The organism is Thalassobellus citreus, from assembly GCF_044385915.1.
GTDB classification, from domain to species: Bacteria; Bacteroidota; Bacteroidia; order Flavobacteriales; family Flavobacteriaceae; genus Thalassobellus; species Thalassobellus citreus.
The window spans coordinates 70,561-97,012 of sequence record NZ_JBISCC010000130.1; the positions used below are offsets into that span (position 1 = coordinate 70,561).

At 30.0% G+C, this 26,452-nt stretch carries 24 protein-coding genes; 12 read left to right on the forward strand and 12 right to left on the reverse strand.

From position 1 onward, the window contains the following. Positions 1–110 precede the first annotated feature (110 nt). The 5 genes from pyrR to ACH5TX_RS18060 all read left to right on the forward strand — a co-directional run bounded on the left by pyrR (position 111) and on the right by ACH5TX_RS18060 (position 3,381). On the forward strand, positions 111–650 hold the full coding sequence (gene pyrR / locus ACH5TX_RS18040) for a bifunctional pyr operon transcriptional regulator/uracil phosphoribosyltransferase PyrR (protein WP_439340891.1): 540 nt from the start codon (positions 111–113) through the stop codon (positions 648–650). 75 nt (positions 651–725) lie between these two features. Next, complete coding sequence (locus ACH5TX_RS18045; protein ID WP_439340892.1) at positions 726–1,655, forward strand: aspartate carbamoyltransferase catalytic subunit; 930 nt, start codon at positions 726–728, stop codon at positions 1,653–1,655. 4 nt (positions 1,656–1,659) lie between these two features. Further along, positions 1,660–1,992 carry a ribonuclease Z gene (locus ACH5TX_RS18050; protein ID WP_439340893.1) on the forward strand — a complete coding sequence of 111 codons (333 nt, stop codon included), beginning with the start codon at positions 1,660–1,662 and terminating at the stop codon, positions 1,990–1,992. Between the two features lie 2 nt (positions 1,993–1,994). After that, positions 1,995–2,459, forward strand: a complete 465-nt coding sequence (locus tag ACH5TX_RS18055; RefSeq protein WP_439340894.1) for a DUF3291 domain-containing protein — start codon at positions 1,995–1,997, stop codon at positions 2,457–2,459. Between the two features lie 10 nt (positions 2,460–2,469). Beyond that, positions 2,470–3,381: a ribonuclease Z gene (locus ACH5TX_RS18060; RefSeq protein ID WP_439340895.1), complete on the forward strand. Its 912-nt coding sequence runs from the start codon at positions 2,470–2,472 to the stop codon at positions 3,379–3,381. On the opposite strand, the gene ACH5TX_RS18065 is transcribed toward ACH5TX_RS18060, so the two are convergent. Continuing rightward, positions 3,371–3,787, reverse strand: coding sequence for a hypothetical protein (locus ACH5TX_RS18065; RefSeq protein WP_439340896.1), 417 nt, complete (start codon positions 3,785–3,787; stop codon positions 3,371–3,373). The two genes, ACH5TX_RS18060 and ACH5TX_RS18065, sit on opposite strands and share 11 nt — an antisense overlap. A gap of 81 nt (positions 3,788–3,868) precedes the next feature. Here ACH5TX_RS18065 and pdxH point away from each other — a divergent pair, with 81 nt between their 5' ends. Both pdxH and ACH5TX_RS18075 read left to right on the forward strand, forming a co-directional pair. Further along, entirely contained in the window at positions 3,869–4,516 is a 648-nt protein-coding gene (pdxH, locus tag ACH5TX_RS18070; protein ID WP_439340897.1) for a pyridoxamine 5'-phosphate oxidase, read from the forward strand. 155 nt (positions 4,517–4,671) lie between these two features. Next, positions 4,672–5,172: a CAP domain-containing protein gene (locus ACH5TX_RS18075; RefSeq protein ID WP_439340898.1), complete on the forward strand. Its 501-nt coding sequence runs from the start codon at positions 4,672–4,674 to the stop codon at positions 5,170–5,172. A 159-nt stretch (positions 5,173–5,331) separates the two neighbouring features. Here the strand turns inward: ACH5TX_RS18075 and ACH5TX_RS18080 are convergent, their stop codons facing one another. From ACH5TX_RS18080 to ACH5TX_RS18105, 6 genes are all read right to left on the reverse strand, one after another. Beyond that, positions 5,332–6,192, reverse strand: coding sequence for a CPBP family intramembrane glutamic endopeptidase (locus tag ACH5TX_RS18080; protein WP_439340899.1), 861 nt, complete (start codon positions 6,190–6,192; stop codon positions 5,332–5,334). 134 nt (positions 6,193–6,326) lie between these two features. Beyond that, entirely contained in the window at positions 6,327–8,240 is a 1,914-nt protein-coding gene (locus tag ACH5TX_RS18085) for an OmpA family protein (protein ID WP_439340900.1), read from the reverse strand. A 66-nt stretch (positions 8,241–8,306) separates the two neighbouring features. Then, a complete protein-coding gene (locus ACH5TX_RS18090; RefSeq protein ID WP_439340901.1) occupies positions 8,307–10,229 on the reverse strand; it encodes an OmpA family protein in 1,923 nt (640 codons plus the stop codon). Positions 10,230–10,240: 11 nt separating this feature from the next. After that, positions 10,241–11,161: a PorP/SprF family type IX secretion system membrane protein gene (locus tag ACH5TX_RS18095; protein WP_439340902.1), complete on the reverse strand. Its 921-nt coding sequence runs from the start codon at positions 11,159–11,161 to the stop codon at positions 10,241–10,243. An 11-nt stretch (positions 11,162–11,172) separates the two neighbouring features. After that, positions 11,173–15,414 carry an HYR domain-containing protein gene (locus tag ACH5TX_RS18100; protein WP_439340903.1) on the reverse strand — a complete coding sequence of 1,414 codons (4,242 nt, stop codon included), beginning with the start codon at positions 15,412–15,414 and terminating at the stop codon, positions 11,173–11,175. A 32-nt stretch (positions 15,415–15,446) separates the two neighbouring features. Continuing rightward, positions 15,447–15,980 (reverse strand): hypothetical protein, encoded by a 534-nt coding sequence (locus tag ACH5TX_RS18105; RefSeq protein ID WP_439340904.1) that lies wholly within the window; start codon positions 15,978–15,980, stop codon positions 15,447–15,449. Positions 15,981–16,455: 475 nt separating this feature from the next. Between ACH5TX_RS18105 and ACH5TX_RS18110 the strand changes: the two genes are divergently transcribed. From ACH5TX_RS18110 to ACH5TX_RS18125, 4 genes are all read left to right on the forward strand, one after another. Next, positions 16,456–16,938 carry a SixA phosphatase family protein gene (locus tag ACH5TX_RS18110; RefSeq protein ID WP_439340905.1) on the forward strand — a complete coding sequence of 161 codons (483 nt, stop codon included), beginning with the start codon at positions 16,456–16,458 and terminating at the stop codon, positions 16,936–16,938. Positions 16,939–17,046: 108 nt separating this feature from the next. After that, a complete protein-coding gene (ppk1, locus tag ACH5TX_RS18115; RefSeq protein ID WP_439340906.1) occupies positions 17,047–19,110 on the forward strand; it encodes a polyphosphate kinase 1 in 2,064 nt (687 codons plus the stop codon). 1 nt (position 19,111) lies between these two features. Then, positions 19,112–20,017 carry a Ppx/GppA phosphatase family protein gene (locus tag ACH5TX_RS18120; RefSeq protein WP_439340907.1) on the forward strand — a complete coding sequence of 302 codons (906 nt, stop codon included), beginning with the start codon at positions 19,112–19,114 and terminating at the stop codon, positions 20,015–20,017. Positions 20,018–20,107: 90 nt separating this feature from the next. Then, positions 20,108–20,632 (forward strand): porin family protein, encoded by a 525-nt coding sequence (locus tag ACH5TX_RS18125; protein WP_439340908.1) that lies wholly within the window; start codon positions 20,108–20,110, stop codon positions 20,630–20,632. On the opposite strand, the gene ACH5TX_RS18130 is transcribed toward ACH5TX_RS18125, so the two are convergent. The 5 genes from ACH5TX_RS18130 to ACH5TX_RS18150 form a co-directional block, all read right to left on the reverse strand. Next, positions 20,629–21,210: a MiaE family protein gene (locus ACH5TX_RS18130; protein ID WP_439340909.1), complete on the reverse strand. Its 582-nt coding sequence runs from the start codon at positions 21,208–21,210 to the stop codon at positions 20,629–20,631. The two genes, ACH5TX_RS18125 and ACH5TX_RS18130, sit on opposite strands and share 4 nt — an antisense overlap. 2 nt (positions 21,211–21,212) lie before the next feature. Then, positions 21,213–21,776 (reverse strand): hypothetical protein, encoded by a 564-nt coding sequence (locus tag ACH5TX_RS18135; RefSeq protein WP_439340910.1) that lies wholly within the window; start codon positions 21,774–21,776, stop codon positions 21,213–21,215. A 10-nt stretch (positions 21,777–21,786) separates the two neighbouring features. Next, positions 21,787–23,511, reverse strand: a complete 1,725-nt coding sequence (gene dnaX / locus ACH5TX_RS18140) for a DNA polymerase III subunit gamma/tau (protein ID WP_439340911.1) — start codon at positions 23,509–23,511, stop codon at positions 21,787–21,789. Between the two features lie 290 nt (positions 23,512–23,801). Beyond that, positions 23,802–24,461, reverse strand: coding sequence for a hypothetical protein (locus ACH5TX_RS18145; RefSeq protein ID WP_439340912.1), 660 nt, complete (start codon positions 24,459–24,461; stop codon positions 23,802–23,804). Between the two features lie 179 nt (positions 24,462–24,640). Next, the gene (locus ACH5TX_RS18150) at positions 24,641–25,090 is read right to left on the reverse strand and encodes a MarR family winged helix-turn-helix transcriptional regulator (RefSeq protein ID WP_439340913.1); all 450 of its coding nucleotides are present in this window, start codon (positions 25,088–25,090) and stop codon (positions 24,641–24,643) included. Between the two features lie 127 nt (positions 25,091–25,217). Between ACH5TX_RS18150 and ACH5TX_RS18155 the strand changes: the two genes are divergently transcribed. After that, entirely contained in the window at positions 25,218–26,111 is an 894-nt protein-coding gene (locus ACH5TX_RS18155) for an MBL fold metallo-hydrolase (protein WP_439340914.1), read from the forward strand. Positions 26,112–26,452 lie beyond the last annotated feature (341 nt).

Consider the following 26,452-nt stretch of genomic DNA (forward strand, 5'->3'; position numbering starts at 1 on the left):
GCGTATAGCCCGACCCGATAGGGTAGCGCCATAATAAAGATTAAGTTTTGGGTTTTAACTTCTAATTTTTTGCATTACCTTTGTACTCCAAACACGTTTGGATATTAAATATGAGTCAAAAAGTTTTACTTAACGAAAAAGAGGTAAACATCATTCTTCATCGATTGGCTTGTCAGCTTATTGAAAAACATAACGATTTCTCTAACACCGTTTTAATTGGTTTACAACCACGTGGTGTGTTTTTGGCAGATCGTTTAGCTAAAATTTTAAAAGAAGACTATAAGGTTAAAAATGTGCAATTAGGGCATTTAGATATTACGTTTTTTAGAGATGATTTTAGACGTAGTGACAAACCTTTAGAAGCTAATAGCACAAAAATTAATTTTTTAGTAGAAGATAAAAACATTGTTTTTATTGATGATGTTTTATACACAGGGCGTAGTATAAGAGCTGCTTTAACGGCAATACAGTCTTTTGGTAGACCCAATGAAATTGAACTGTTAACGCTTATTGATAGACGTTTTAGCAGACATTTACCTATTCAGCCAAATTATAGAGGGCGACAGGTAGATGTTATAAATAATGAAAAAGTAAAAGTAAACTGGAAAGAGCATGACAATGAAGATTCGGTTTATTTAATTGAAAAATAATAGCTTAGTTAAAAGCTAGAAGTAATAGGAGAGAACAACTGGCAGCTAAAAACTGCCAAAGAATACTAATAAACCATGAGCGAGTTAAGTGTAAATCACTTATTAGGAATTAAATATCTAAACAAAAAAGATATTCAACTTATTTTTGAAACTGCCGATCATTTTAAAGAAGTGATTAATAGACCCATTAAAAAAGTGCCTTCGCTAAGAGATATTACTATTGCTAATCTTTTTTTTGAAAACTCTACCAGAACAAAATTATCTTTTGAATTAGCTGAAAAACGATTGTCGGCAGATGTTATTAATTTTTCATCGGCACAATCATCAGTTAAAAAAGGGGAAACTTTAATAGATACTGTGAATAATATTTTATCTATGAAAGTAGATATGGTGGTTATGAGGCATCCAAATCCGGGAGCAGGTGTCTTTTTATCAAAGCATGTTAATGCTAGTATTATTAATGCAGGTGATGGTGCGCACGAACACCCTACACAAGCTTTACTAGATTCGTATTCTATTAGAGAAAAACTGGGAGAAGTAGGCGGAAAAAAAGTAGTAATTGTTGGAGATATTTTACACAGTAGAGTAGCGCTTTCAAATATATTTGCACTACAACTTCAAGGTGCAGAAGTAATGGTATGCGGACCAAAAACACTAATTCCTAAGTATATTAGTAATCTTGGAGTAAAAGTTGAAACTAATTTAGTTAAAGCATTGAATTGGTGTGATGTAGCAAATATGTTGCGTGTTCAAAATGAACGTATGGATATTAGCTATTTTCCATCTACAAGAGAGTACACACAACAGTTTGGAGTTAATAAAGAATTGTTAGATTCTTTAGATAAAGAAATTACAATTATGCACCCAGGCCCAATAAATAGAGGTGTAGAAATTACTAGTGATGTGGCAGATTCTAAACAGGCCATCATCTTAGATCAAGTTCAAAATGGTGTTGCTATTAGAATGGCAGCTATTTATTTATTAGCGTCTAAAATAAAACAGTAAATCTATGATTATTGATAAAAACGGTAATACTTCAATTATTACTCAAGAAAAGGCTACAGTTATAGAGTTAGTTAAAAAACTACAAACATTATATCCTAAATTTAAGAACGATAATATTATTGTTATGTTAACGTCCTTAAACAAGTTAAACAATAAGGATATTGCTGAATTTCTTCAAATATCTAATATACACAGAGAAGAAAATCACACTTTTGTTATTGTTTCAGACAATGTAGATTTAGATACAATTCCAGATGAGATCATACTTGTACCTACCTTACAAGAAGCTTATGATATTATTGAAATGGAAGATATTGAGCGTGATTTAGGGCTTTAATTATGAGTAAGTTTCATCTTGCCCAGGTAAATATTGCTAAAATATTGGCTCCAATGGATGATCCAATCATGCAAGATTTTGTAAATAATGTTGATAAAATGAATGCCATTGCAGATGATGCGGATGGTTTTGTTTGGAGATTGAAAGATGAAGATAAAGAAGAAGCTATTCGTGTTTTTCAAGATGATTCAATAATAATAAACATGTCTGTTTGGGAAAATTTAGAATCCCTTTTTAATTACACCTATAATTCTGGACATATTGAAGTTTTTAAACGAAAAAAGGAATGGTTTAGTAAAATGAAAATGATGCATATGGCATTTTGGTATATACCAGAAGGCTATGAACCAACATTTGAAGATGCAAATACTAGATTAGATTATATTAATACACACGGAGATACACCTTTTGCCTTTTCATTTAAAAGTAAATTTTCTGTAAACGATGCACTAAATTACAAACAATAAACATCTACAGATGAAACTTTCCATATTAGGTTGTTACAGTGCGACTCCAAGAACTTTAAACAATACCACTTCTCAGGTTTTAGAGATTAACAATCATATGTTTTTAATTGATTGTGGCGAAGGTACACAAGTACAATTACGAAAACATAAAATTAAGTTTAATCGTATTAAGCATATATTTATATCGCATTTACATGGCGATCATTTTTTTGGACTTGTAGGTTTAATTTCAACATTTAGATTGCTTACAAGAGAAACCGATTTACATATTTATGGACCAAAAGGCATTAAAGAAATTGTTGTGTTACAAATGAAATTAGCCGATTCTTGGACTAATTATAAGCTTTATTTTCACGAATTAACTTCCAAAAAATCGGAATTAATTTTTGAAGATGATAAAGTAGAAGTACACACCATTCCTTTAAAACACAGAGTTTATACCAATGGTTTTTTATTTAAAGAGAAAGAAGGAGAGCGTAAATTAGATGTTTATGCTGCCGAATCTGCTAATATTAATAAAGCTTATTACAGAAAGCTAAAACAAGGTTTTGATGTAGAAAATGAAGCTGGAGAGTTAGTGAAAAACGAACTTGTAACAAAACCTGGTAATCCTCCAAAGAGTTATGCGTTTTGTAGCGATACTTGTTATAAAGAAGATATTGTTCCTATTATAAAAAATGTAAGTGTTATTTATCACGAATCTACTTTTTTAGATAAGCATGCCCACTTAGCGTCTAAAACAAAGCATTCTACAGCTAAAGAAGCTGCTACTATAGCTAAATTATCAAACGCAGGTAAATTGTTATTAGGACATTATTCTACCCGCTACGATAGCTTAAAACCTTTTAAAGAAGAAGCTCAAGAGGTTTTTAGTAATGTTGAATTGTGCGATGATGGAAAAGTTTTTGACTTTAGTAATTAAACTCTCTTAAGTTTAAAGACCATTCTATAGCTTCTTTTAAATTGAGGCAACGTTTAATACTTTTTTCAGAAAAAACTTTTTCAAGTGATGCATTATAGAATGTAAAGCTAGTATATGCTACAATAGAACTAGCAATAATGATTTTATATTTGTCCAACGTTTGTTTCCATGTTTGTGGATCAATAGAATATGAATTAATTCGATTAGAAATATAAGCTAAACTTGTATCATGGTCGTAGTGCTTAATTAAATCGTCCATAACAAGTTGGATTTTTTCCCAATTAAAATGAACGCCGTCATTTAATTCTGAAATAAAAAACTTTTCACATAAATAAAAGTTACCAAAAGGGTATTCTAATTTAGTGTATTTAAACTCTTTAGAATATTTACTGTTTTCGAAGTGCATTGCTATTAATTATTGTTTAAATTTATATGTTTTTTTTGAAGAATGAAAACAAATAACGCATAAAAAATTTTGTTTTTTATAATGAATACAGACTTAGGAGATTACAGAAAATCATACGAAAAAGGAGCATTACTTTTAAGTGAAGTACCAGAAAACCCTATGGAATTATTTCAAAAATGGTTTTATGAAGTTGATTCATTTTTTGCTGAAGATGAAACCAATGCTATGACAGTTTCAACAATTGGATTAGATGGATACCCAAAGAGTAGAGTAGTACTATTAAAAAAATACACCTATGAAGGTTTTATTTTTTATACCAATTATTCAAGTGAAAAAGGCAAAGCTATAGAACAGAATCCTAATGTATGTTTGTCTTTTTTTTGGCATGGAGCCGAACGTCAAATTATTATAAAAGGAAAAGCTGAAAAGATTGCAGAGAATTTAAGTGATGGGTATTTTGAATCTCGTCCCAGAGGGAGTCAATTAGGCGCTTTGGTATCAAATCAAAGTGAAGTAATTAAAGATAGACAATATCTTGAAGAAAAACTTTCTTCTTTGGAAAAAGAGTACGAAGGAAAAGAAATATTAAGGCCAAAAAATTGGGGCGGATATATAGTAAAGCCTGTTGAAATTGAATTTTGGCAAGGTCGCCCAAATAGGTTACATGACAGAGTGCGTTATCAACTTCAAGAAGACTATAATTGGCTTATTAATCGATTATCTTCTTAAATTATCGACCAATAACTTTAAATTATGCTTTTAAACGATTAAACACATTATACATCGACAAACTACGTGTCTTTGGTCGATTTTAACGTTTTGTTAACAGTTTTTATCTAGCTAGGTAGCTAACTTTATATCACCAAATTAAAAGTTACCTACTTATGAAATTATTAACCAAACTGCCATTATTGGCATTGTTAGCTGTGTTTACATTATTTTCATGTACAACAGACAGTCTTGAAGACAAAGCAGATGCAATTGCTTTGAATTTAACCGATACACCTGAAACAAAACCTATAGAAGTTCAGATTCTAGAACTCATTAATAATCATAGATTATCTTTAGGTTTAAGTCCTTTGGCAGATATGACGCTTATAAAATCTGTTGCTCATACTCATACTGATTATATGGTTGATAACAACGAAGTATCTCATGCAAATTTTTATCAACGAAGTGATTATTTAAAATCAAATGCTAATGCTAAAAAGGTATCAGAAAATGTTGCTTATGGTTATACATCAGCTGAATCTGTAGTAAGAGCTTGGTTGAAAAGTGATAGTCATAAAGCTAATATAGAAGGAGATTTTACAAATTTTGGTATATCAGCCGAAGAAAGCGAACTTGGAAAGTGGTATTATACTAACATATTTATTAAAAAATAACCTTGCTTTTATATTTAAAAGTAACGTCAATAAAATCTTTAATTTACTGAATAGTAGGAACTAAGTACAATGTGGTTATTGTACGTTGAATAAATTTTTCGTTATTTTAATAACTTTAGGTATAAAATCCTCTCAATTTTGGGAGGTTTTTTTATTCTATTATAAATTTTCTTTATTAGCTTTTTTCCAAAAATAAATTGCGAATATACTAGTGATTAAAGGAATCATAATACCATATTCATCAACCCAATAATTTGTGTTATCATTATAAATGGTTATTGGAGTACATACTTTTTGTATGTAGATATTGTGAATAGAATGATATACAGCTGCTGGCCAAAGACTATTAGATTTAAATGTATAATATGCCAATATCACAGAAATTCCAATTAGCATAATTGTAAATGCAACTATATGAAATAAAAGAAGTTTTCCTTTTCCGTAAATTAAATTTATTATCGGAAAATGCCATAAAGCCCAAATAATACCACTAAAAATAGAAAGTGTATTGAAAGACATAACTTTTCTTAATTCGAATATAAAAAATCCGCGCCAACCAATTTCTTCCCCTAATGTAGATCCTAAATTTTTTATGACTCCAACTGTCAATAGTAGAAAAGTCATTACAATTATTACAATTGTTTGATTTATACTGTCAATACCTAATGCTTTACTCCATATTAAAATTCTATTAATATTTAATAAATTTCCAAAACCCAATAACCAAATTAATGTATAAGCAATCGAAACATATATAATAGGAGTTATATAGGCTAGTTTTAAATATTTTAACTTTTTTAAATTCCAGGGTAAGCTAGAAATTGGTCTATTTCTAATTTTTAATGTTATAAAGGAAGCTATTGCTGGACATGACATTAAAGCACCAACATACATGCTAGTCGGGTTTAGTTTTAGAATTGCATAATATGCTATAGAGCTTAAAATTGATAAAATCAATAAAAATAAAATTATTGTTTTCCAGGTTTCTTTAATTTCTAACGTGTTTTTATTGATTTTCATAAGAGTCATCTTTAAAAGACGATAACAATAAAGTTTTGTTACACCTTGAAAAATTGATAACTTGTTATCAAATAAAAAACCACCAAAAGATTAGATCTCTTGATGGTTTTAATTAGTATTATATTGTTTTAAAATTATTCCATTTTTATCACAATAAACTGTGTGCGTCTGTTAAGTTGATGTTGCTCTTCTGTACATTTAATAGTACCATTGCAACCATTTACTAAGTTTTGTTCGCCATAGCCATTATAAGCAGTTATTCTATCTGAACTAACGCCTTTATTTATTAAATATTTATAAGTGGCTTCAGCTCTTTCAACAGATAGTTTTTCATTATAAAAAGCAGGGCCTCTAGAATCTGTATATGATTTAATTTCAATGACCATGTCTGGATAGGTATTCATCATTAAATTAACTATTCTATCTAATTCTGTAGTGCTATCTTTTCTAATATCAAATTTATTAAAATCAAAATAAATAGGATACAATTCTGTAATTGGAATTATTTCTTTTTTATTCGGATTTAAAATAAAATCTGCTGTTATACTTTTTACGCTTCTTTCTATTCCTTTAGAGGAAACAGCTTTAGAGTTATTAATAAAACCATCTTTTTTAATATCCAAGTTGTAATCTGAATCTCTGTCAATATTTATTTCATAATATCCATCATCATCAGTATTAACATATGCAATTTGATTACCATTATTATCTAGTATTTTAATAGTAGTATTTGGGATAGGATTATTATCAATATCAGCTACAGTACCTTCAATCTTTAATTGTGGAATTCTGTCATAAGCATAAATATCATCACTTCCTACACCTCCATTTCGGTTAGAAGCAAAGTAACCTGATAGCCCATCATTATTCATAAAGAAAGAGAAATCATCTTTACTTGAATTTACAGGGACACCTAAATTAATAACACTAACAATATTGTTGCTTTTATCTAAAACTGTTCCAAAAATATCTATTAGACCTAATCCTGGATGTCCGTCAGAAGAAAAGAACAAAACATTTTCAGTATTAACAAAAGGAAACTTTTCATTCTTATTTGTATTAATAATACTTCCTGCATTTTTAGGTTCGCTAAAAGAACCATTATTTATGTCTACATAATATATATCTGTTCCACCAATTCCTCCAGGCATATCTGATGCAAAATATAATTTTGTGTCATCATTATTTAAAGCTGGATGTCCGGTAGAGTAGGTGTTACTGTTAAATGGAAGTTCTTCAATATTAGTCCATTCATCATTAACTAAAGTTGCTTTATATATTTTAAGGTTACTTACGCCTTCATCATTTTTTCCTAAAGTGTTTTTGATGTAATCATTTCTTGAGAAGTACATCGTTTTTCCATCTTTTGTGATTGTTAATGGACCATCATGATAAATTGAATTAATTGAACCTTTTAATTTAGATTTATGATTTATGAGACTATCAGTTCTATTATTAGCAGTATAAATATCTAAAAAAGGTTCTCCATTCCATCCATAAATATGCTTTGATGAAACACCTTCATCTCTTGATGATGCAAAATATATTTTACCATTATGTTCAAAGGCACCAAAATCACTGTACTTCGAATTGAAATTTACGTCAGTAAGAAAGTATTGTTGTTTTGCATTAAAAATAGAATTTACAAAGTCACCATCTTTTTGAAGGTTTTCGTTATTAATTTCACCTCCTGCATCTTTAAAACGACGCATCCATAGACGGTATTCTTTATAGTTTTTAACCCCTCTTAAAGCTTGTGCGTAATTATAATAGTACTCTGTAGGAACGTTTTCTTGTTTTACAACTTTTTTATAGTAAACAACAGCACTGTCTGGGTTTCTTAAAAAAGCATAACTATCAGCTAATTGTCGTGTTGCATATTCAGCATTATAATTTTTATTTATAAGTGCTTTATATACATCGGTAGCACCAGCAAATGATAATTTATTAAATAAATTATCAGCTTTTTTTTGCGAGCCATATTGCGCAAATGAATTAAATCCGATACAGGATAAAATGCAAATTAATAAGTAGTTTTTTAGTTTCATGGGGCCATGTTTTTTTAAAAGCTAGGTTACTTTTATATTATTTAACACATAATAATATGATAATGTTTATTCCATTTTTACAACAATAAATTGAGTACGTCTGTTTAATTGATGGTCTTTTTCTTCACAGTTTGAGCCATCTTCACATCCATTTGTCAATCTACGCTCACCAAAACCTTCATGCTCTGTAATTCGTTCAGGTTTAATACCATGAGAAATTAAATATTCGTAAGTAGAGTTTGCTCTGTCTATAGATAGTTTATCGTTATATGATAATTTACCTCTAGAATCGGTATGAGACTCGATACGAATTACCATTTCTGGATAATCATTAAGCATTAAATCCACAATTTTATCAAGTTCTAATGCAGCATCTTCTCTAATATTATGCTTGTCATAATCAAAATAAATAGTGTTTAATTCTGCAAGTTTCACGACATCCTGAACTGGATTTAGTAATAAGTTTGCATTAATAGTTATAAGTTCTGTTTGAATGTTTTTAGATGTAAATGTGCGGTAGTCATCAATATATTTATCTTGACTTGCAACAATTTTATAGTCCTTATCTCTATCAATATTTATTTGATAATATCCATTTTTATCTGTTTTCATGTAAGCAATTTGCTTATCATTAGCATCAAATAATGTAATTATAGCATTAGGAATTGGCTTTACATTAATAGCATCTGTAACAACACCTTCAACATGTAATACAGGCTGTCTATGGTATGCGTAAATATCATCACTACCTCTTCCTCCAGTTCTATTTGAAGCAAAATAACCAGTAATACCATTTGTATTCATGGTAAAAGAAAAATCATCTTTATTAGAATTTACAGGAACTCCTAAGTTTATAACATCAACAAATTTTTCTGTATCATTTTCATCTTTAATGGTTCCAAAAATATCTAATAAGCCTAAGCCCGTATGTCCATCAGATGAAAAGAATAAAACACCTTCATTATTTATAAACGGAAACCCTTCAGCACTTTCTGTATTTATAACATCTCCTAGGTTTTCAATATTCATCAAGTTACCATCAGGAAGAATATCAATTTTCCAAATATCTGACCCTCCTTTAGTGCCAGGTCTGTCTGATGTAAAATATAATTCAGTATCATCCATATTTAAAGCTGGATGCTGTGTTGAAAAGTCGTCACTATTTATTGGTAAATCTTCAATGTTAGTCCATGAACCATCTACGAGTTTTGCTCGGTAAATCTTCATATTGGTTAAACCTTTTTTATCTTTCGCTTCAATGTCTTTATTGAAATTGTTTCTTGAAAAATACATGGTTTTTCCATCCTTTGTTATAGCAATAGGACCATCATGATAGATTGAGTTGATATCTCCTTTCAGTTTACCCGTGTAATCTACATTTTTTTTAGACTTTGCATCTGTAACATAAACATCTAAGAAAGGTTGTTCATTCCAACCGTATAGGCGTTTAACACCAACACCTTCGTCTCTAGCTGAAGTAAAATATACTTTACCATCATATTCAATGGCACCAAAATCGCTAAATTTAGAATTAAAACGTACTCTATCTAAAAAATACTGTTGCTTTGCTCCAAAAATACTTGTTATAAAATTAATGTCTTTAGAGAAATCATTAGCATTTACAACACCTCCAGAATCTTTAAAGCGTTCAAGCCAAGTTTGAGATTCTTTATATTTTTTAATACCACGAAGTGCTTGTGCATACTTATAATAATATTCTACTGGAACATTTTCTTGTTTAACAACACTTTTATAATAGCGAGATGCATTTTTAGGGTCTCTTAAGAAAGCATAGCAATCGGCAATTTGTCTTGTTGCATAATCTTTATTATAATTATTTTGAATAAGTTCTCTGTAAACTTTTACAGCTTTTACAAAAGAAAACTTATTAAATAAAGTATCAGCTCTTTTTTGTTTTCCCTGTTGAGAAAAAGAACTAAAGCTTAATAGTAATATGACGCAAACTAATATGTAGTTTTTAATTTTCATATAAATTTAAATTAGAAATATCTTGGTGATTTTAATTTTGAACTTAAGAATTTAAACTCATAAATAAGTAATATTTCATGTGATCCGGTTGTGTAACTTGCAATGTCTGAAATAGGCTTTTCATACGCGTAACCTACACGTAATTGTCTAGAAACTTGAAAATCTACAATGCCACCAATAGCAGCTGTTTGCTCGTTAATTCTATAAGAACCACCTACCCAAAACTTTTCATTAAATAAAAAGTTTGCTGTTAAGTCATATGATACTGGGGCACCATTGGTTGCTTTAATTAAAGCAGCTGGTTTAAATTTAATACTTTTAGAAATATCAAACACATAACCTGTTGTAAAATAATAGCTTAATCGGTCTAAAGCTTCAAAACCTTCATCTTTGTTTTTATCAGTATTTAAAACTCTAGGAGTTGATAAACCAGCATAAAATCTATTTGTACTCCAATATACACCTAAGCCTAAATTTGGTGTCCAGCGGTCTTCTATACCATAAATAGATGGATCAAAACTTTCCGATAATCTGAAATCAGGATCTAAGCTATATTGGGTAAAACCAGCTTTTAAACCAAATGCTAATTTACCATCAACACCTGTTGGAATACTATATGAAAAGTCTCCATATAGATATGTGAAGTTTTCAGGACCTAAATCATCTTCAATAAAGGATAAACCTAAACCGACTCTATCATTACGTAACGGTGTATGGATAGATAGTGTTTGTGTAATAGGACCTCCTTTAAAACCAACCCATTGGCTTCTGTGCAATCCAACAATGCTTAAAGCTTCTCTACTTCCTGCGTAAGCTGGATTAATGGAGATTGTATTGTACATGTATTGGGTGAATTGCGGTAATTGCTGCGCAATTCCAACCGTACAGCTAAACAATGCAATAGCGATTATGTTATATTTAATAAGTTTCATAGGTTAATGTTTTATTTGGTTCCTAAGTAAACTGGACCTGTAATAGGATTCAATCCACTATCTTTTATGTTTACTATGTAATAATATGTTCCATTTGGTACTTTTCCAGCAGTACCAACAGATGATTTGTGAGCAAAACCATTCCAATCATTTTGATAATCATCAGCTTCATATATCAATGCTCCCCATCTATTAAATATTTTAACATCATATCTAAATCCACATAATTCAATACCACTAATTTCAAAAAACTCATTGTAAGCATCTCCATTTGGTGTAACAGCTTTTGAAATTACCACATCATTTTCTCCACAAGGAAGTACTTTACAATAATTTACTACTACATCTATTTCGGTAATACTAATACAGCCTTGATCTGTAGTTGTATATCTAAATTTATAATTCATACCAGTTATTACAGTTTCTGCATCCCATTCTATGTTAGTAGGATCAAATATATTTCCAGTTAATATAGCGCCTGAATCACCTTCAAGTAATTCCCATGTTCCATTAATATTAAGTTCATCTGGAGTTAAGTTATTTAAATCAACAGCACCTTCATCAAAACAAACATCAGGAGCTACCATGTCAATAATAACTTCATCAAGTACTACATTAAGCGTTTGGGTGTATACAGACTCATTTTGACATTCGTCTCTAACGGTCCAAGTTCTTGTTATTACATAATCTTCAAAAACATTTTCAACATAAGTATTCGTTTCATTAAATACTACAATTATATTTGAATCTGACGAACAGTTGTCTGTAAACTCTAATTCAGGTGCCTCAGGAATATCTGTACAACTAACATTTAGTGTTTCATCAAATGTTGATGACGGTACAGGAGCTTCTGTATCTTCTACTGTTATAGTTTGAGTATGTGAAGTCATTAGTCCACATTCATCAGTAGCGGTCCAAATTCTAGATATAATATAATTATTAGGACAATCACCTTCAGTTATTTCCTCTTTTACTGAAACTATAGCATCACCACAATTATCTGTTGCAGTTAATGTTTCTGCAGTTGGTATAGCATCGCATTCTACAGTTATATTTTCAGGAAGTGATGTTTCAACAAATGTTGGAGGTGTTGTGTCTTGTACAGTAATAACTTGAGTATGAGTAGTTGTTAATCCACATTCATCAGTAGCTGTCCAAGTACGAGCTATTGTGTAATTATAAGGGCAATCACCATCTGTTCTAACATCCTCTAATGTTACAGTGGCATTTCCACATGTATCTGTAGCTGTTAAAGTTTCTGCAGTTGGAATTGCATCACATTCTACAGTTGTATTTTCAGGAAGTGACGTTTCAACAAATGTTGGAGGTGTTATGTCTACAACAGTTATTGTTTGAACATGAGTCTTAGTCAGTCCGCATTCATCAGTAGCAGTCCATGTACGTGTAATTTTATAATTATTTGGACAATCTCCATCAACTCTTTTATCTTCTACTTCAACAGTAGCAGAGCCACAGTTATCAGTAGCGGTTAATATTTCGGCATTAGGAATAGAACTACATTCTACAGTTAAATCTTGAGGAAGTGTAGTTTGTTCAAATTCTGGAGCAGTCATATCTGATGTTGATATAGTCTGATCTGCAGTTATAAAATTACCACAAGCATCAGTCGCAGTCCAAGTACGAGTTATTTTAAAAGTACCAATACAAGCACCGTCTTCTCTAACATCTTCAAATGTTATTATTGGATTTGCATCACAATTATCAATTGCCGTAGCAGTTCCAAAAGCAATTGGGCTTAAATCATCACTACATTCTGCACTAACATTAGCTGGAAGTGTAAGTACTGGTGGTGTTGTATCTTCAACAGTAATAGTTTGAGTATGTGTAGTAGTATTATTATTAGCATCAACAGTAGTCCATGTTCTTTTTAATTGATAATACGAAGAGCATTTGCCATCTATTCTTTCTTCTGAAGGTGTAACCGTAACAGAACTACAATTATCTGTAGCAGTTAGAACTTCTTGTTGTGGAATATTATCACATTCAACAGTTATATCAACTGGTAATGTTTCTACGAATATCGGAGCCTCATCATCAGTAATATTAATAGATTGAATACATGTTGAACTTATATTGTTGGCTTCATCAGTAGCTGTCCATGTAATTGTTGTTAAACCAACAGGGAATTCTTCAGTCAATGCTAAATTATCTGAACGTGTTCCATTAAATATAAATGTTGATGAACAGTTATCAAAAGCTGTTGGGTTTATAATACTAATTGTTGTGCTACATTGATTAGCATCTGCTGTTTGATTAATATCATCAGGACACACAATTGAAGGAGCTTCATTGTCAGTAATTGTAACATCAAAGCTACACTCAGCAGTATTTCCAGCAGCATCAGTCACACGGAACGTATTAGTAGTTGTCCCTACCGGGAATAATGAACCAGAAGCTAAACCAGCAATTTGAGTAGTAACAGCACCAGTAGAATTATCAGTTCCAACAGGAGTTGTATAATTAACCACAGCACCGTCAGCGCCAGTATCCACATTTTGAGGAATATCACCAGGACATACAATAACAGGCGGTTCGTTTATATAATCTAAGTAATCTATTTCTATTAGACTTGGTACAGGTATTGGATCTCCTATACACAAACCTGATGTTTCATATCCTTGTATTAAGGGATTGTTAAAATCAATATTTGATATCGATCCAATACCCTCTATTGTACCTAAAAGAGATATATTAGGATCAAAAGAATTATCACTTAAAATGCTACAATCTGTTGTAACGGTAAGTTTAAAACTTATATCTGCTAAAACCGTATCAGGGTCATTCGGAAGAGGTAAAGTTCCTAGATCCCATACAATAGATCCATTTGGGCCTAAGTTTTGATTATATGTAGGTGTATTTGTTGTACTTAAAGGCGCATAAACATTTGAAGTAATTTCTAAATCAGATTGATTAACATTATCCGGAATAGGAATTGTTATTATCGTATTATTTGTTGCTTCTGTTCCTTTGTTTCTTATTTCAATAGTATAATTGGCTGACTCATTTGGTGCAAGTGGAGGTGTAGCGCTAGTAGAGGTAGTTGTAAGTATACCATCTACATCTGGAATATATGCATCAACTGAAAAAGTTACATTAAAAATGACAAACGTGTCATTTGTTGAACCATAATTAAAAGAAGTACTGGTTTGTCCGTTACCAATGATGCTTTTATCACTATTTGGGATGTTATAGGTAACAATATCTAAACCTGTATTATTTACTAATTCAGGGGTTCTACTACCAGGTGATCCACCATAATCTATTGTTGAATCAAAAAAGTTATCGGTACTACCACTTTTATTAGCTAATGTTCGGTAATTTCCTGAATTTAATTCTTCAATTTCAAAATAATCACCACCAAAATCGAACTCTCCTTCACTAGCCATTAATCCTAATCTAATATTTACATCACCAGATTGAACAGCATTAAAACCATCAACATCAAAAGAGAAATCTTGATTAACACCGCTATCAACAAAAGCATGACCATCAAAAACGGTCACATTTCTATATTTCATTTTAGAGTTTTCGTATACTACTACCATGCCCCATCCACCAGAATAACCTGTAACATCTATTGTGCCTTCTCGAAGTGCCATATCGGCAATAACATAATCACCTTCTCCATTATTATCAATAACATATTGAGTGATATCTACGTAAGCAGTAAAAATATTTTGGTAAGCATTATCTGGAAAATAAATATTGTCAGGAGTTGCTTCAACTTCAGTATAAATTGTTTGTAAAGGCCCTTTTATTTTTACTTTTCGTTTATTCAATGTTTTTCCATTAATAACAAATGTGTTTGGGTCATTATCACCATCAAGATTTGCATCTGGTCCGTTATCAGCTCTTCCAACCCAATATAATCCTGCAAAAAGAATTTTTGAACATTCTGGAATAGAACCGTTTTCAACAGGAAACTCTAATCTAGCAGATGATGAGTTTAAGGTGTTTGAATCTTGATCAATATCAACATACCGCATTGCAGAATCATTTGCTCTTGTATCATTATAGTTCACAAGTGTAAGGTTGGTATTACCTATCATAGCAAAGTCTCCCTTGATGTTATATACTGTTTGTGTGGGAGTGGCAATAGCTGCTCTAGCTTCAAATTCTTTTAAAACTTGTGAGTAACTACTAAAGCAGGTTGTTATAAGCACAACAGTAAATAGTATCTTTTTAAAAGATAATTTACTTGTAATGGCTTTTTTAGCGTATAGATTTTTCATGCTGTAATATTTAAATTGACTTGGTGCTTAACTTATGAAGGTCTATTAATTGTATAAAAAACTTGTGTTTCTGAATTAGTTTTTATAAACTGTTTTAATTGTTCAGGATTACATTTTATATTACTCTTAATGAATATAAACTTTAAGTTTTTAAGCTCAGGTTTTTCACTAAAGTCATAATGATTACTTAAATCGGATAATGAATTTATTTTTATTGTCAATATTTGTACCTCATTAAACTTTTCGTTATTCAGACTGAATGTCTTTAAAGAATTTACATCTTCAAATATTAGTTTTATAGGTAGACCATCCCCATAAACTGTTTTTTCAATACCGTTTTCAATAAAAATTGATGGATGTAAATTATAAGCAAGATTATTAAAGACCTCTCGATTATTATTATCTTTTTTATCAGACTTTAGTTTTGAACTGGTTTTTGATTCAGTATTATGAGTTTTTAATTCAAAAATATTATTCTCTTGAGAAAAAGAATTACTAATAGAGCATATTGAAATGCAAATAGAAAGTATGAAGGTATAAAACGTTAAAGTTGATTTGTTTATCATGACTTTGGCTTAAATATTATTATTTACTAATTAGGGTGCATTATGCACATTATTAAAATTATATAAAAATTTTGTTTATCAATTTAATAAATGATAATGTCTTCGAGGGAAAAAACAGTGAGGGAAGTGCATTGTAAAACAATGCTATACTTTTATTAGAAATTTGATTTGGGGTCATAAGTTTCATTTTTAAGTAGGTAAAACAAATAAACATATATGAATTCAATTAGTCAAAATTAAATGATAAATCACTTAAATATTCGATTAACAGCTTATTCTAAACACTTTATCTTGATTTTAAGATCTTTTAACTATTTGGTTGTTTAACATGGTAATTCTATGATGTTTAACTTTAATATTGATTTTATATTCTCCATTTAACATAATTTTAATTATCTTTAAGGTAGCAAATAAAATGAATTTTATCGAAAAAAACAACATTTTATCGATAAATAATGTATTTAATCGGAAACGAATGAAAAAAATAACTTTAGTACGACATGCGAAATCTTCTTGGAAACATAATGTAATAGATCATGAAAGACCTTTAAACGAAAGAGGGCTAAGTGATGCTAATATGGTTTCAAAATCACTAAATAGTATAGGGGTAGATTTGTTATTATCCAGTGATGCCATACGAGCAAAAACTACCGCTGATATATTTATTTCAAACCTTAATATTAGTGACGATATTGTTTCTTTTAATCATGATTTATATGATTTTGAAGGCAGGAACTTACTGAGAGTTATTAAAGAATGTAATAATTCAATTAAAAATTTAATGGTTTTTGGTCATAACCATGCTATTACAGCGTTTGTAAATAGTTATGGAGATCAATACATAGAAAATGTTCCTACATGTGGTATTGTTAGTATTGAATTTGATATTAAAGATTGGACTGATTTAAAACAAGGCAAAACGGTGTTTACATTGTTTCCTAAAGATTTAAAACAATAGTATTAATTAAATCATCTTAATTATTAACAATTTCACAAAGCTTTTTTGTAAGGCTATTTATGTGAAATAGAATATATTTGTTCAGTAATTATAATCCAGTTAAATTCAATGACTAAATCAGAAAACCAAGATAATATTTATATAAATAGAGAAATAAGCTGGTTGCAATTTAATGCTAGAGTTTTACAAGAAGCTTCAGATGAGACTGTTCCGTTAATTGAGCGGTTACGATTTTTAGGGATATTTTCTAATAATTTAGATGAGTTTTTCAAAGTTAGATATGCTACAGTAAAGCGTATTGTTGAAGCAGGAAAAGGAGGGAAGAGTGAGCTAGGAGGTATCAAGGCTAAAGAGCTTTTAGAACAGATTACTGAAATTGTTATAAAACAACAAAGTAAAAGTTTAGAAATTTTACACACAATTGGGAGCCGATTAGAAGATGAAAATATCTATATAATAAATGAAGAACAAATAGATAATTCTCAACATGACTTTATAAAAAAATATTTTATACAGACTGTAAGTCCTGCTTTGGTTACTATTATTTTAAATGATTCGGTTGTATTACCTAATTTAAAAGATAGTGCAGCTTATTTAGCAGTAAAAATGTTAATGACTGATGGAACAAAGCAATTTGCTCTGATTGAAATACCAAAAGCAATAAACAGATTTGTTGTATTACCGGAGCAAGATGAAAAGAGTTTTATAATAATGATTGACGATTTAATACGTCATTCTTTAAGTGATATTTTTAATATTTTTGATTACAAAAGTATTTCTGCACATATGATTAAGATTACCCGTGATGGTGAACTTGATTTTGAAAGTGATTTAAGCAAAAGTTTTATTGAAAAAATATCAGATAGTGTTAAACACAGAGAAGTAGGTGAACCTGTTCGTTTTGTTTATGATAAAACAATTGATCAAGATACCTTAGAGTATTTAATGTCTAAAATGGGTATTGATACTACTGATAGTATTATTCCAGGAGGTCGATATCATAACAGAAGAGATTATACAAGTTTCCCTAGTTTGGGTAGAACCGATTTACTTTATAATAAAATAGAACCGCTACCTATAAAAGGACTTAGTTTAGAGGCAAGTATATTTAAAGCTATAAAGGAAAAAGATTATTTGCTTTATGCGCCATATCAAACATTCTCTTATGTTGTTAAGTTTTTAAGAGAAGCAGCTTTGGATCCAGCTGTAAAAACAATTAAAATTACCATATACCGTTTAGCCGAAATTTCCCATATTGCCAGTTCTTTAATAAATGCCGCTATTAATGGTAAGTCGGTAACTGTATCAATTGAGTTACGTGCACGATTTGATGAGCAAGCAAATATTAATTATGCGCAACAAATGGAAGAAGAAGGTGTTAATTTAGTTTTTGGAGTTGCAGGCTTAAAAGTGCATAGTAAAATGTGTGTTATAGAGCGCGAAGAGAATAAAAAGCTAAAACGATATGGTTTTGTAAGTACAGGTAATTTTAATGAATCTACAGCCAAGATTTATACAGATTACACATTGTTTACTTCAGATCAGCGTATTTTAAAAGATGTAAATAAAATTTTCAGCTTTTTCGAAACCAATTATAAAATATACCGATATAAACATTTAATTACCTCTCCGCATTACACGCAAAAAGCAGTTTTTAAACTAATTGATGCAGAAATTGAAAATGTTGAAAATGGTAAGGAAGGTTTAATTAAATTGAAAATGAATAGTATATCGAGCTATAAAATGGTTGATAAATTATATGAAGCAAGTAGAGCAGGGGTTAAAATAAAAATGATTATTAGAGGCCTTTGTTGCTTAGTTCCTGGAGTAAAAGGAATGAGTGAAAACATAGAAGTAATAAGTGTGGTTGATAAATTTTTAGAACACACCAGAGTTTATATTTTTGGTAATGATGGAGATACTAAAGTTTATATTTCTTCGGCAGATTGGATGACAAGAAATATAGACAATAGGGTAGAAGTAAGTTGTCCTATTTACGATGAAGATATAAAACAAGAAATTTTAGATACTTATAATATTTGTTGGAATGATAATGTGAAAGCACGATTATTAAATGAATCACAAAACAATGAATATCGAGTAAATGATAAGCCAAAAGTAAGATCTCAGTTTGCTACTTACGATTATTACTTAAATAAGATAAAAAGTTAATATGCTTTCAATAAAAAAATATGCAGCTATAGATATTGGATCAAATGCAGTAAGATTGCTAATTTCAAATATTATTGAGCAAAAAGGTAAACCTGTTCAGTTTAAGAAAAATTCATTAGTACGTGTTCCTATTCGTTTAGGAGCAGATGTTTTTGTTAAAGATAAAATTTCAAAAGAGAATACGGAACGTATATTAGATACGATGTTAGCTTTTAAACTCTTAATGAAATCTCATAAAGTAGTTAAATATAAAGCCTGTGCTACATCGGCAATGCGAGAATCGGAAAATGGTAACGAAATTGTAGATTTAGTTTTAAAGAAAGCAGGTATTAGTATTGACGTTATTGGAGGAGAAGAAGAAGCAGCCATTATAGCAGCCACAGATTTAAATAAATATATAGATAATAATAAAACATATTTATATGTAGATGTTGGTGGTGGTAGTACAGAGTTTACAGTCATTCATCAGGGAAAACCTGTAGCGTCTCGCTCTTTTAAAATAGGAACGGTGCGTTTGCTTAATGACATGGTTAAAAAAGAATCTTGGCAAGAATTAGAAGCATGGATAAAAGCAAACACTAAAAATTATGAAAAAATTAGTGTTATAGGGTCTGGTGGAAATATCAATAAAATATTTAAGGTGTCAGGAAAAGCTATGGGAAAACCATTAACTTATTTTTATTTGACATCTTATTATAATACGCTTCAAACCTATTCTTATGAAGAACGAATTACAGAGCTTTCCTTAAATCAAGATAGAGCAGATGTAATAATTCCAGCTATGAGAATTTATCTTTCATCAATGAAATGGAGTGGAGCAAAGAATATTTATGTTCCAAAAATTGGTTTGGCAGATGGTATTATAAAAAGTATTTATTACGATACTGTTTCTAGTAATACACAGTAATATTTTGCACTTTATCTTTTAAAATATGAGAATATAACATTATTAATATATATTCGTCATCATATAATTATAACCCAAAACTATTTAATTATGAAAAGATTATCAATATTAACAATCCTACTTGTTATTTCTTTTTCTGGATTCTCACAAGATGTAAAGTATGGAGTTAGAGGTGGTTTAAATATTTCTAACCTAGACTTTGATGGTGATTCACCTAAACTAAACAAACATCGTAATAGTATTTACTTTGGAGCGTTTGCAACTATAGGTTTATCAAAAACTATTTCTGTTATGCCTGAATTGCAATTTTCAGCTGAAGGTGCTAAAGATGAAACTTTAAATTTAGATTATATTCAAATTCCTATTTTATTAAGATTTAGAATGAGTGAAAAAATTCATTTTGGTTTAGGACCACAGGTTGGATTAAAAGTTCGTAAGGTTGATGATAACGCTAAAGATTTTGCTTATTCTGCTGTTGCTGGATTAGAATACAAATTAAACCATGTGTTATTTGCAGATGTTAGGTACACTTATGGTTTGGCTAATGTATTTACAAGTAGCTTATTAGAAGCAAAAAACACAAATATTCAAATTGGAGTTGGTTATAAATTTTAACCGTGTATAGCTTCAGTTTTACCTAATTTACTCATAATATCAGATTCATATTCAAGAAGTTGTTGCCATTTGGTGTCAACTTCTTTTTTTTTACCATACTTTCTAGCAAAACCTAAAAACATGGTGTAATGGTTTGCTTCACTAGCCATTAAGTTTCTGTAAAAGGTTGCTAACTCTTTATCCTCTAATTCTTCAGATAATAATCTAAAACGTTCACAACTTCTAGCTTCTATTAATGCAGCATATAAAAGTCTATGTACCAATTGTGTTGTTCTGCTACCTCCTTTAGGAAAAAACTTTAATAGCTGAATAACATAATCATCTTTTCTATCTCTACCAAGTACCCAACCACGTTTTATAATAATATCGTGTACCATTTTAAAATGACTCATTTCTTCTTTTACTAAAGCTGTCATTTCTTGAACTAATTCGGTGTATTCAGGAAAGCCTACAATTAATGAAATAGCTGTACTTGTTGCCTTTTGTTCGCAAAAAGCATGGTCGGTTAGTATTTCTTCAATGTTCTTTTCAACAATATTAACCCAACGTGGGTCTGTTGGTAGTTTTAATCCTAGCATAATTAATGAATTAATTCTGTTGTAATGTCTTCGGTAGTTTTATTTCCTTCTTTGTCTATAGTAATTTTATACTCTTTACAATCTTCAGACTCTATAGGGCAGTAAAAAGCAATAATAGATACTTTATCGGAATCAATATTTGTATCATCTAAGGTAAAACCTCCTAATAAAGCATTTTTCCAAAATAGAGTGTCTTCATCTTTACTAAAAGATGATTTGTTAAAATATTCGTCTATAATTAATTTGTTATTGTAGAATATTTCTAACTTATTTATGTAATTTCTATAGTAGTATTTATAATTAATACTATCAATTGTAAATGCATTTAAAACGTTTTGTTTCATGTCTGTAAAAGTTTTAATTTTTACATGAAACCCGTTATTTAAAATAGTATCTGTTTCAACTTCGGTATATGCTTCGGGAAAATATTTTTTAATCTCGATTGGACTTATAGAATCTTTAAACTTTGTGACAGATTCTTTTAAAGCTTCACTTTTGGTTTTTCTATTATTACAATTAAACAAGGTAATTGTTAGTACAAAAATTAAAACAAATAAATTTCTCATAAACTGTAGTTTATATATCTAAATCGAAAGTTCTTCTTAAAAGATCTAAATTAGGATTTTTTTCGTTTAATTTCTCAAATTTATCAGCAGGTGTGTAAGTATATTGTTTTTCAAGAATTTCATTTACACTAATATCTAGACTAATATCATAGTTGCTTAATGACTTTCTTAAATAGGCCATTAAATCATATTGCTGACGCTCTAATTCAACCTTGTTTGTCGCATTTGGGTATTCTAAATGTATGGTTGTTCCTTTAACTTTAGGTGTATCCATAGATAAAATGGAGGCTAAATTATGTTTTCCTTTTTCTATTAAAATTTGAGTAAATTTTTTCCAATGGGCTATTAAGTCCGCTTCAGTAAAATCTTCTTTTGGCAAATCTTCTTCATCAACAACAACATCCATTTGTTTTATTTGATGCTCTTTTTTTGCCCTAATACTACTTAATGACAGTCCAGAAGTTCTTTTTGTGCCTTGTTTTAATATAATTTTTTTAGGTTCCTTTACTTGTAAAGATTCTACATGCTTAGATGCTGCAGTAGTGACTTCCGTTTTATTTGAAGTTGTATTATTTTGTGAGGAAACTTGCTCAGGAACTTTAACAGGAACAGGCGTAATGCCTTTCTTTTTAAAATATGAAGCAGGTATTATGTAATGTTTGCTATTTTTTTTTTCTCCATCAAAAGTGATAGAGGCAAGCTGCATGATACATAATTCAACGAGTAATCGTTGATTTTTACTGGTTTTATACTTGAGATCGCAGTCGTTAGCAAGTTCAATACCTTTTAAAAGGAAATCTTGAGACGCTTTTTGCGACTGCTTTAAGTATTTTTCTTTTGTTTGATCGCCAACTTCAAGCAATTCTATGGTTTCGGTAGTTTTACTAACTAATAAATCTCTAAAATGAGATGCTAAACCAGCAATATAATGATGGCCATCAAAACCTTTTGATAGCGTATTATTAAATTGTAGTAAAAGTTCAGGTATTTTATTTTCTAAAATATAATCTGTACTTGTAAAATAAGTATCGTAATCAAGAACATTTAAATTCTCTGTAACTGCTTGTCTTGTTAGGTTTTTTCCTGAAAAACTAACAACACGATCGAATATAGAAAGCGCATCACGCATAGCACCATCTGCCTTTTGAGCAATAATATGTAGCGCATCATCATCGGCAGTAATGCCTTGTTGTTCTGCAATATATTTTAAATATTCTTTAGCATCTTTAACCGTAATACGTTTAAAATCAAAAATTTGACAACGCGATAAGATGGTTGGAATTATTTTATGTTTCTCTGTAGTGGCAAGAATAAAAATACAATGCTTTGGTGGTTCTTCTAAAGTTTTAAGAAACGCATTAAAAGCTGCCTGAGATAACATGTGTACCTCATCAATAATATAGACTTTGTATTTTCCAACTTGTGGTGGTATACGAACCTGATCGGTTAAACTTCTAATATCATCAACCGAGTTGTTTGATGCGGCATCTAACTCGAAAATATTAAAAGCAAAATCCTCGTCTTCGGTTTCGTTGCCTTCACTATTAATCATTTTAGCCAAAATACGAGCGCAAGTTGTTTTACCAACTCCACGTGGTCCTGTAAATAGTAAAGCTTGTGCTAAATGATTGTGTTCTATGGCATTTAGTAGGGTATTTGTAATAGCTTGCTGCCCCACAACGTCTTTAAACGTTTGAGGTCTGTATTTTCTAGCCGATACTACAAAGTGTTCCAAATTGCCTAATTATTTAAGCATCTTTTGATGCTTATTGAATAGATAACAAAGTTAAAAATTCAATTGATAATTTAGAATTTTGAACTTAGAATTTAATAGGAGTTATTAACAAATGAAATTAATTGTGATGATAGTTTTTTCTTTATTTTATCAGAAAAAAATAGCTAGCTTAGTTTTAATGGTTACTTATAATATTAGTGGCGCGTTTAAGCACTAATTTAGTAAATAGAAACTTATCAGCGGAAAATTCCGCAGGAATTTTCCAAATAGGCTAGAACCAGCCATTAATTTTATGCTTTGTTGGCAACAGTTTTTGTTTTCAGTTTTCTTCTCCAATATATAATATATATTGTTCCTAAAATTGAAGGCAAAGTCCAAGCAATCAAATTTCCAATTCCTAATCCAGCAACTATAAATGCGGTAATTGAGGCAATAAATGCTCCAATCATTTTTCCGATATGATTAGACAGCCATCCGTTTTTTGTTTTCTCAACATTTTTATAAAAAATAAAATCTCTAATTGTCAATGAAAGTCCAAATCCACCAAAGAAAACAAATAATAGATATGTTGAATTTCCTTTAATGATACCATGAGTGCCAAATAAAATCATAAGAATTGATATAGTTAACATACTTCCAGATATGATTTTATCAATCGGTTTTGCGATTTTCTTTCTTTTAGATTTAAAAGTCAAAATTTGATTTCCAGAAATAACTAAATAAATAGTGAATAACCCAATTAGAAAAAGAAATATATTTTCGTGATTAGGTAGCCAAGAAATTGGCATTGAAATTAGAGAGCTTATTACCATTCCGATTGAGAATAATTTTCCCATTTTTTTATGAGGTTTACTTCCTTTTTTTACAATTACACTTCCAATTCCTGTCACTAATCCAAGTCCACCAAAAAATGCGTGGATATAAATCAAAATTTTTATCGTTTCTTCCATTTGTTTCTAATTGAATTTAGCGATTCAAAATTCAGATTATAGTTTTGGTTTGGAAAGTTTAAAAGTCCGAGTTGTTGTTTTTTAGTGATGAGTTGTTCAAATTGTTGCCAACGTATGATATAAATTATTAAAAAGATTTTATATCTACGTCATTAGCAGTAATTACTAATGCTTTAAATTTAATACCAATCCAGTACTAACTCATTTATTTCGACAATTTTTTTACTTAACTCGAATGATTCATTATCTGATATTTTTAAATTAACTTTCTTAGAATAATCTTTAATTTTTTTAGTTGCTTGTATCACTAAAGTTTCTCCTTTTTTTGTTATTTGAATCTTAACTTTTCTTCTGTTTTTACTGTCAGTTTTTCTTGTAGCTAATTTCTTTTCTTTTAATTTATCCACTAATCTACTAGTATTTGTGGTAGACAAAATCATTCTTTCTTGAATTTCCAATAATGATAACGACGACTTACAAGAATCGTAGAAAAGAATAATTAATATATTAAGCTGTTCGTGTGATATATTAAACTCTTTCAACAATATTTCTTGCTGCTTATTAATGTTTTTAGCTAGTTCAAGTACATTATGAATAAGGTCTAGTTGTGGTGTTCTAAATGTTTCCATTTGTTATCTGTTAAAGTCTATTGATGAATTTTCATCAATGGATTTTTAAAACTTTGTACTTTTGAATTATCAATTAATGAGTAGTCAACAATTGATATGCAATATTAATAAATAAAATTCAATAATTATGAAAACAACTTTTATAGTGATTATAATTTCACTCTTGTCTATTAATATGACTAATGGGCAAGAGATTCCAATCAAAGAACCAATTGGAGGGGAAACATTTGGACATAGTATAAAACAAATAAGCGACGATTTATATGTTTTTCGTTGGTGGGTTTATCGTAATATCTTTTTGATTACTGATGAAGGCGTAATTGTTACAGACCCTATGAATCCCAAAGCTGCAAAATTATTACAAAGCGAGATTCGTAAAATCACAGATAAGCCAATAAAATACGTAATATATAGCCATAATCATCACGACCATATTTCTGGTGGAAATATCTTTAAAGAAGAAGGAGCAAAGTTTATTGGACATAAAAACTTATTAAAGGAATTAACTGACCATCCTAATCCTGTAACTCCTTTGCCAGATATTACATTTTACAATAATTATACTTTAGAGTTAGGAAATAGAACTGTAGAATTATTTTATTTTGGACCAAATCATGGAGAAAGCTTAATCGTAATGCGAATCCCAAAAGAGAAAATTTTGTTTATTGTTGATATAGTTACACCTCGAAGAGTTGCTTTTAGAGGAATGCCTGATTTCTGGCCAGACGAATGGGTAAGAACATTAAAAGAAATTGAGCAAATGGATTTTGATTATGTTATTTCAGGACATGGTCCAGAAGGTCAACCGGCGATAGACTCGAGTTCTGTAGTTAAGGAACAAAGAGTTTATTTGGAAGATTTAATGAATGCTGTAAAAACAGCTATGGATTCTGGAAGTCATAACCCAGAAGAACTAAAAAAAACAATAAAACTTCCTAAATATAAAGATTGGAGGTATTATAACGAATGGTTACATATGAACATTGAACGGGTTTGGGCTTATTATCACATGGGCTGGTAAGAGTATGTGGGTTTTGAAATTTTGGAAATAAAACGTTTTACAACAAAACATAAAATTAATGGCAAGTTTCTATTTATTAAATTAGTGCTTTAACGCGCCATTAATATTTTACGTAAACGTTAAACGAACCTATCCAAAATAAGACAACTTTTCATTTAAAAAAGCATAAGCCAGCAAACACCCGCGTTAAGGATTGCAGTGAAAAGTCCACAGCGACGTTAGGAGCGAGGACTTGTAACGGAAAGCCTGACCCTTGGTCCTGAACTAAATTCAGGATAAAGGTAACGCCCAAAAGTTTAAATTTTCATGATAATAATAATTTTAACTGAATTCTAGTTAAG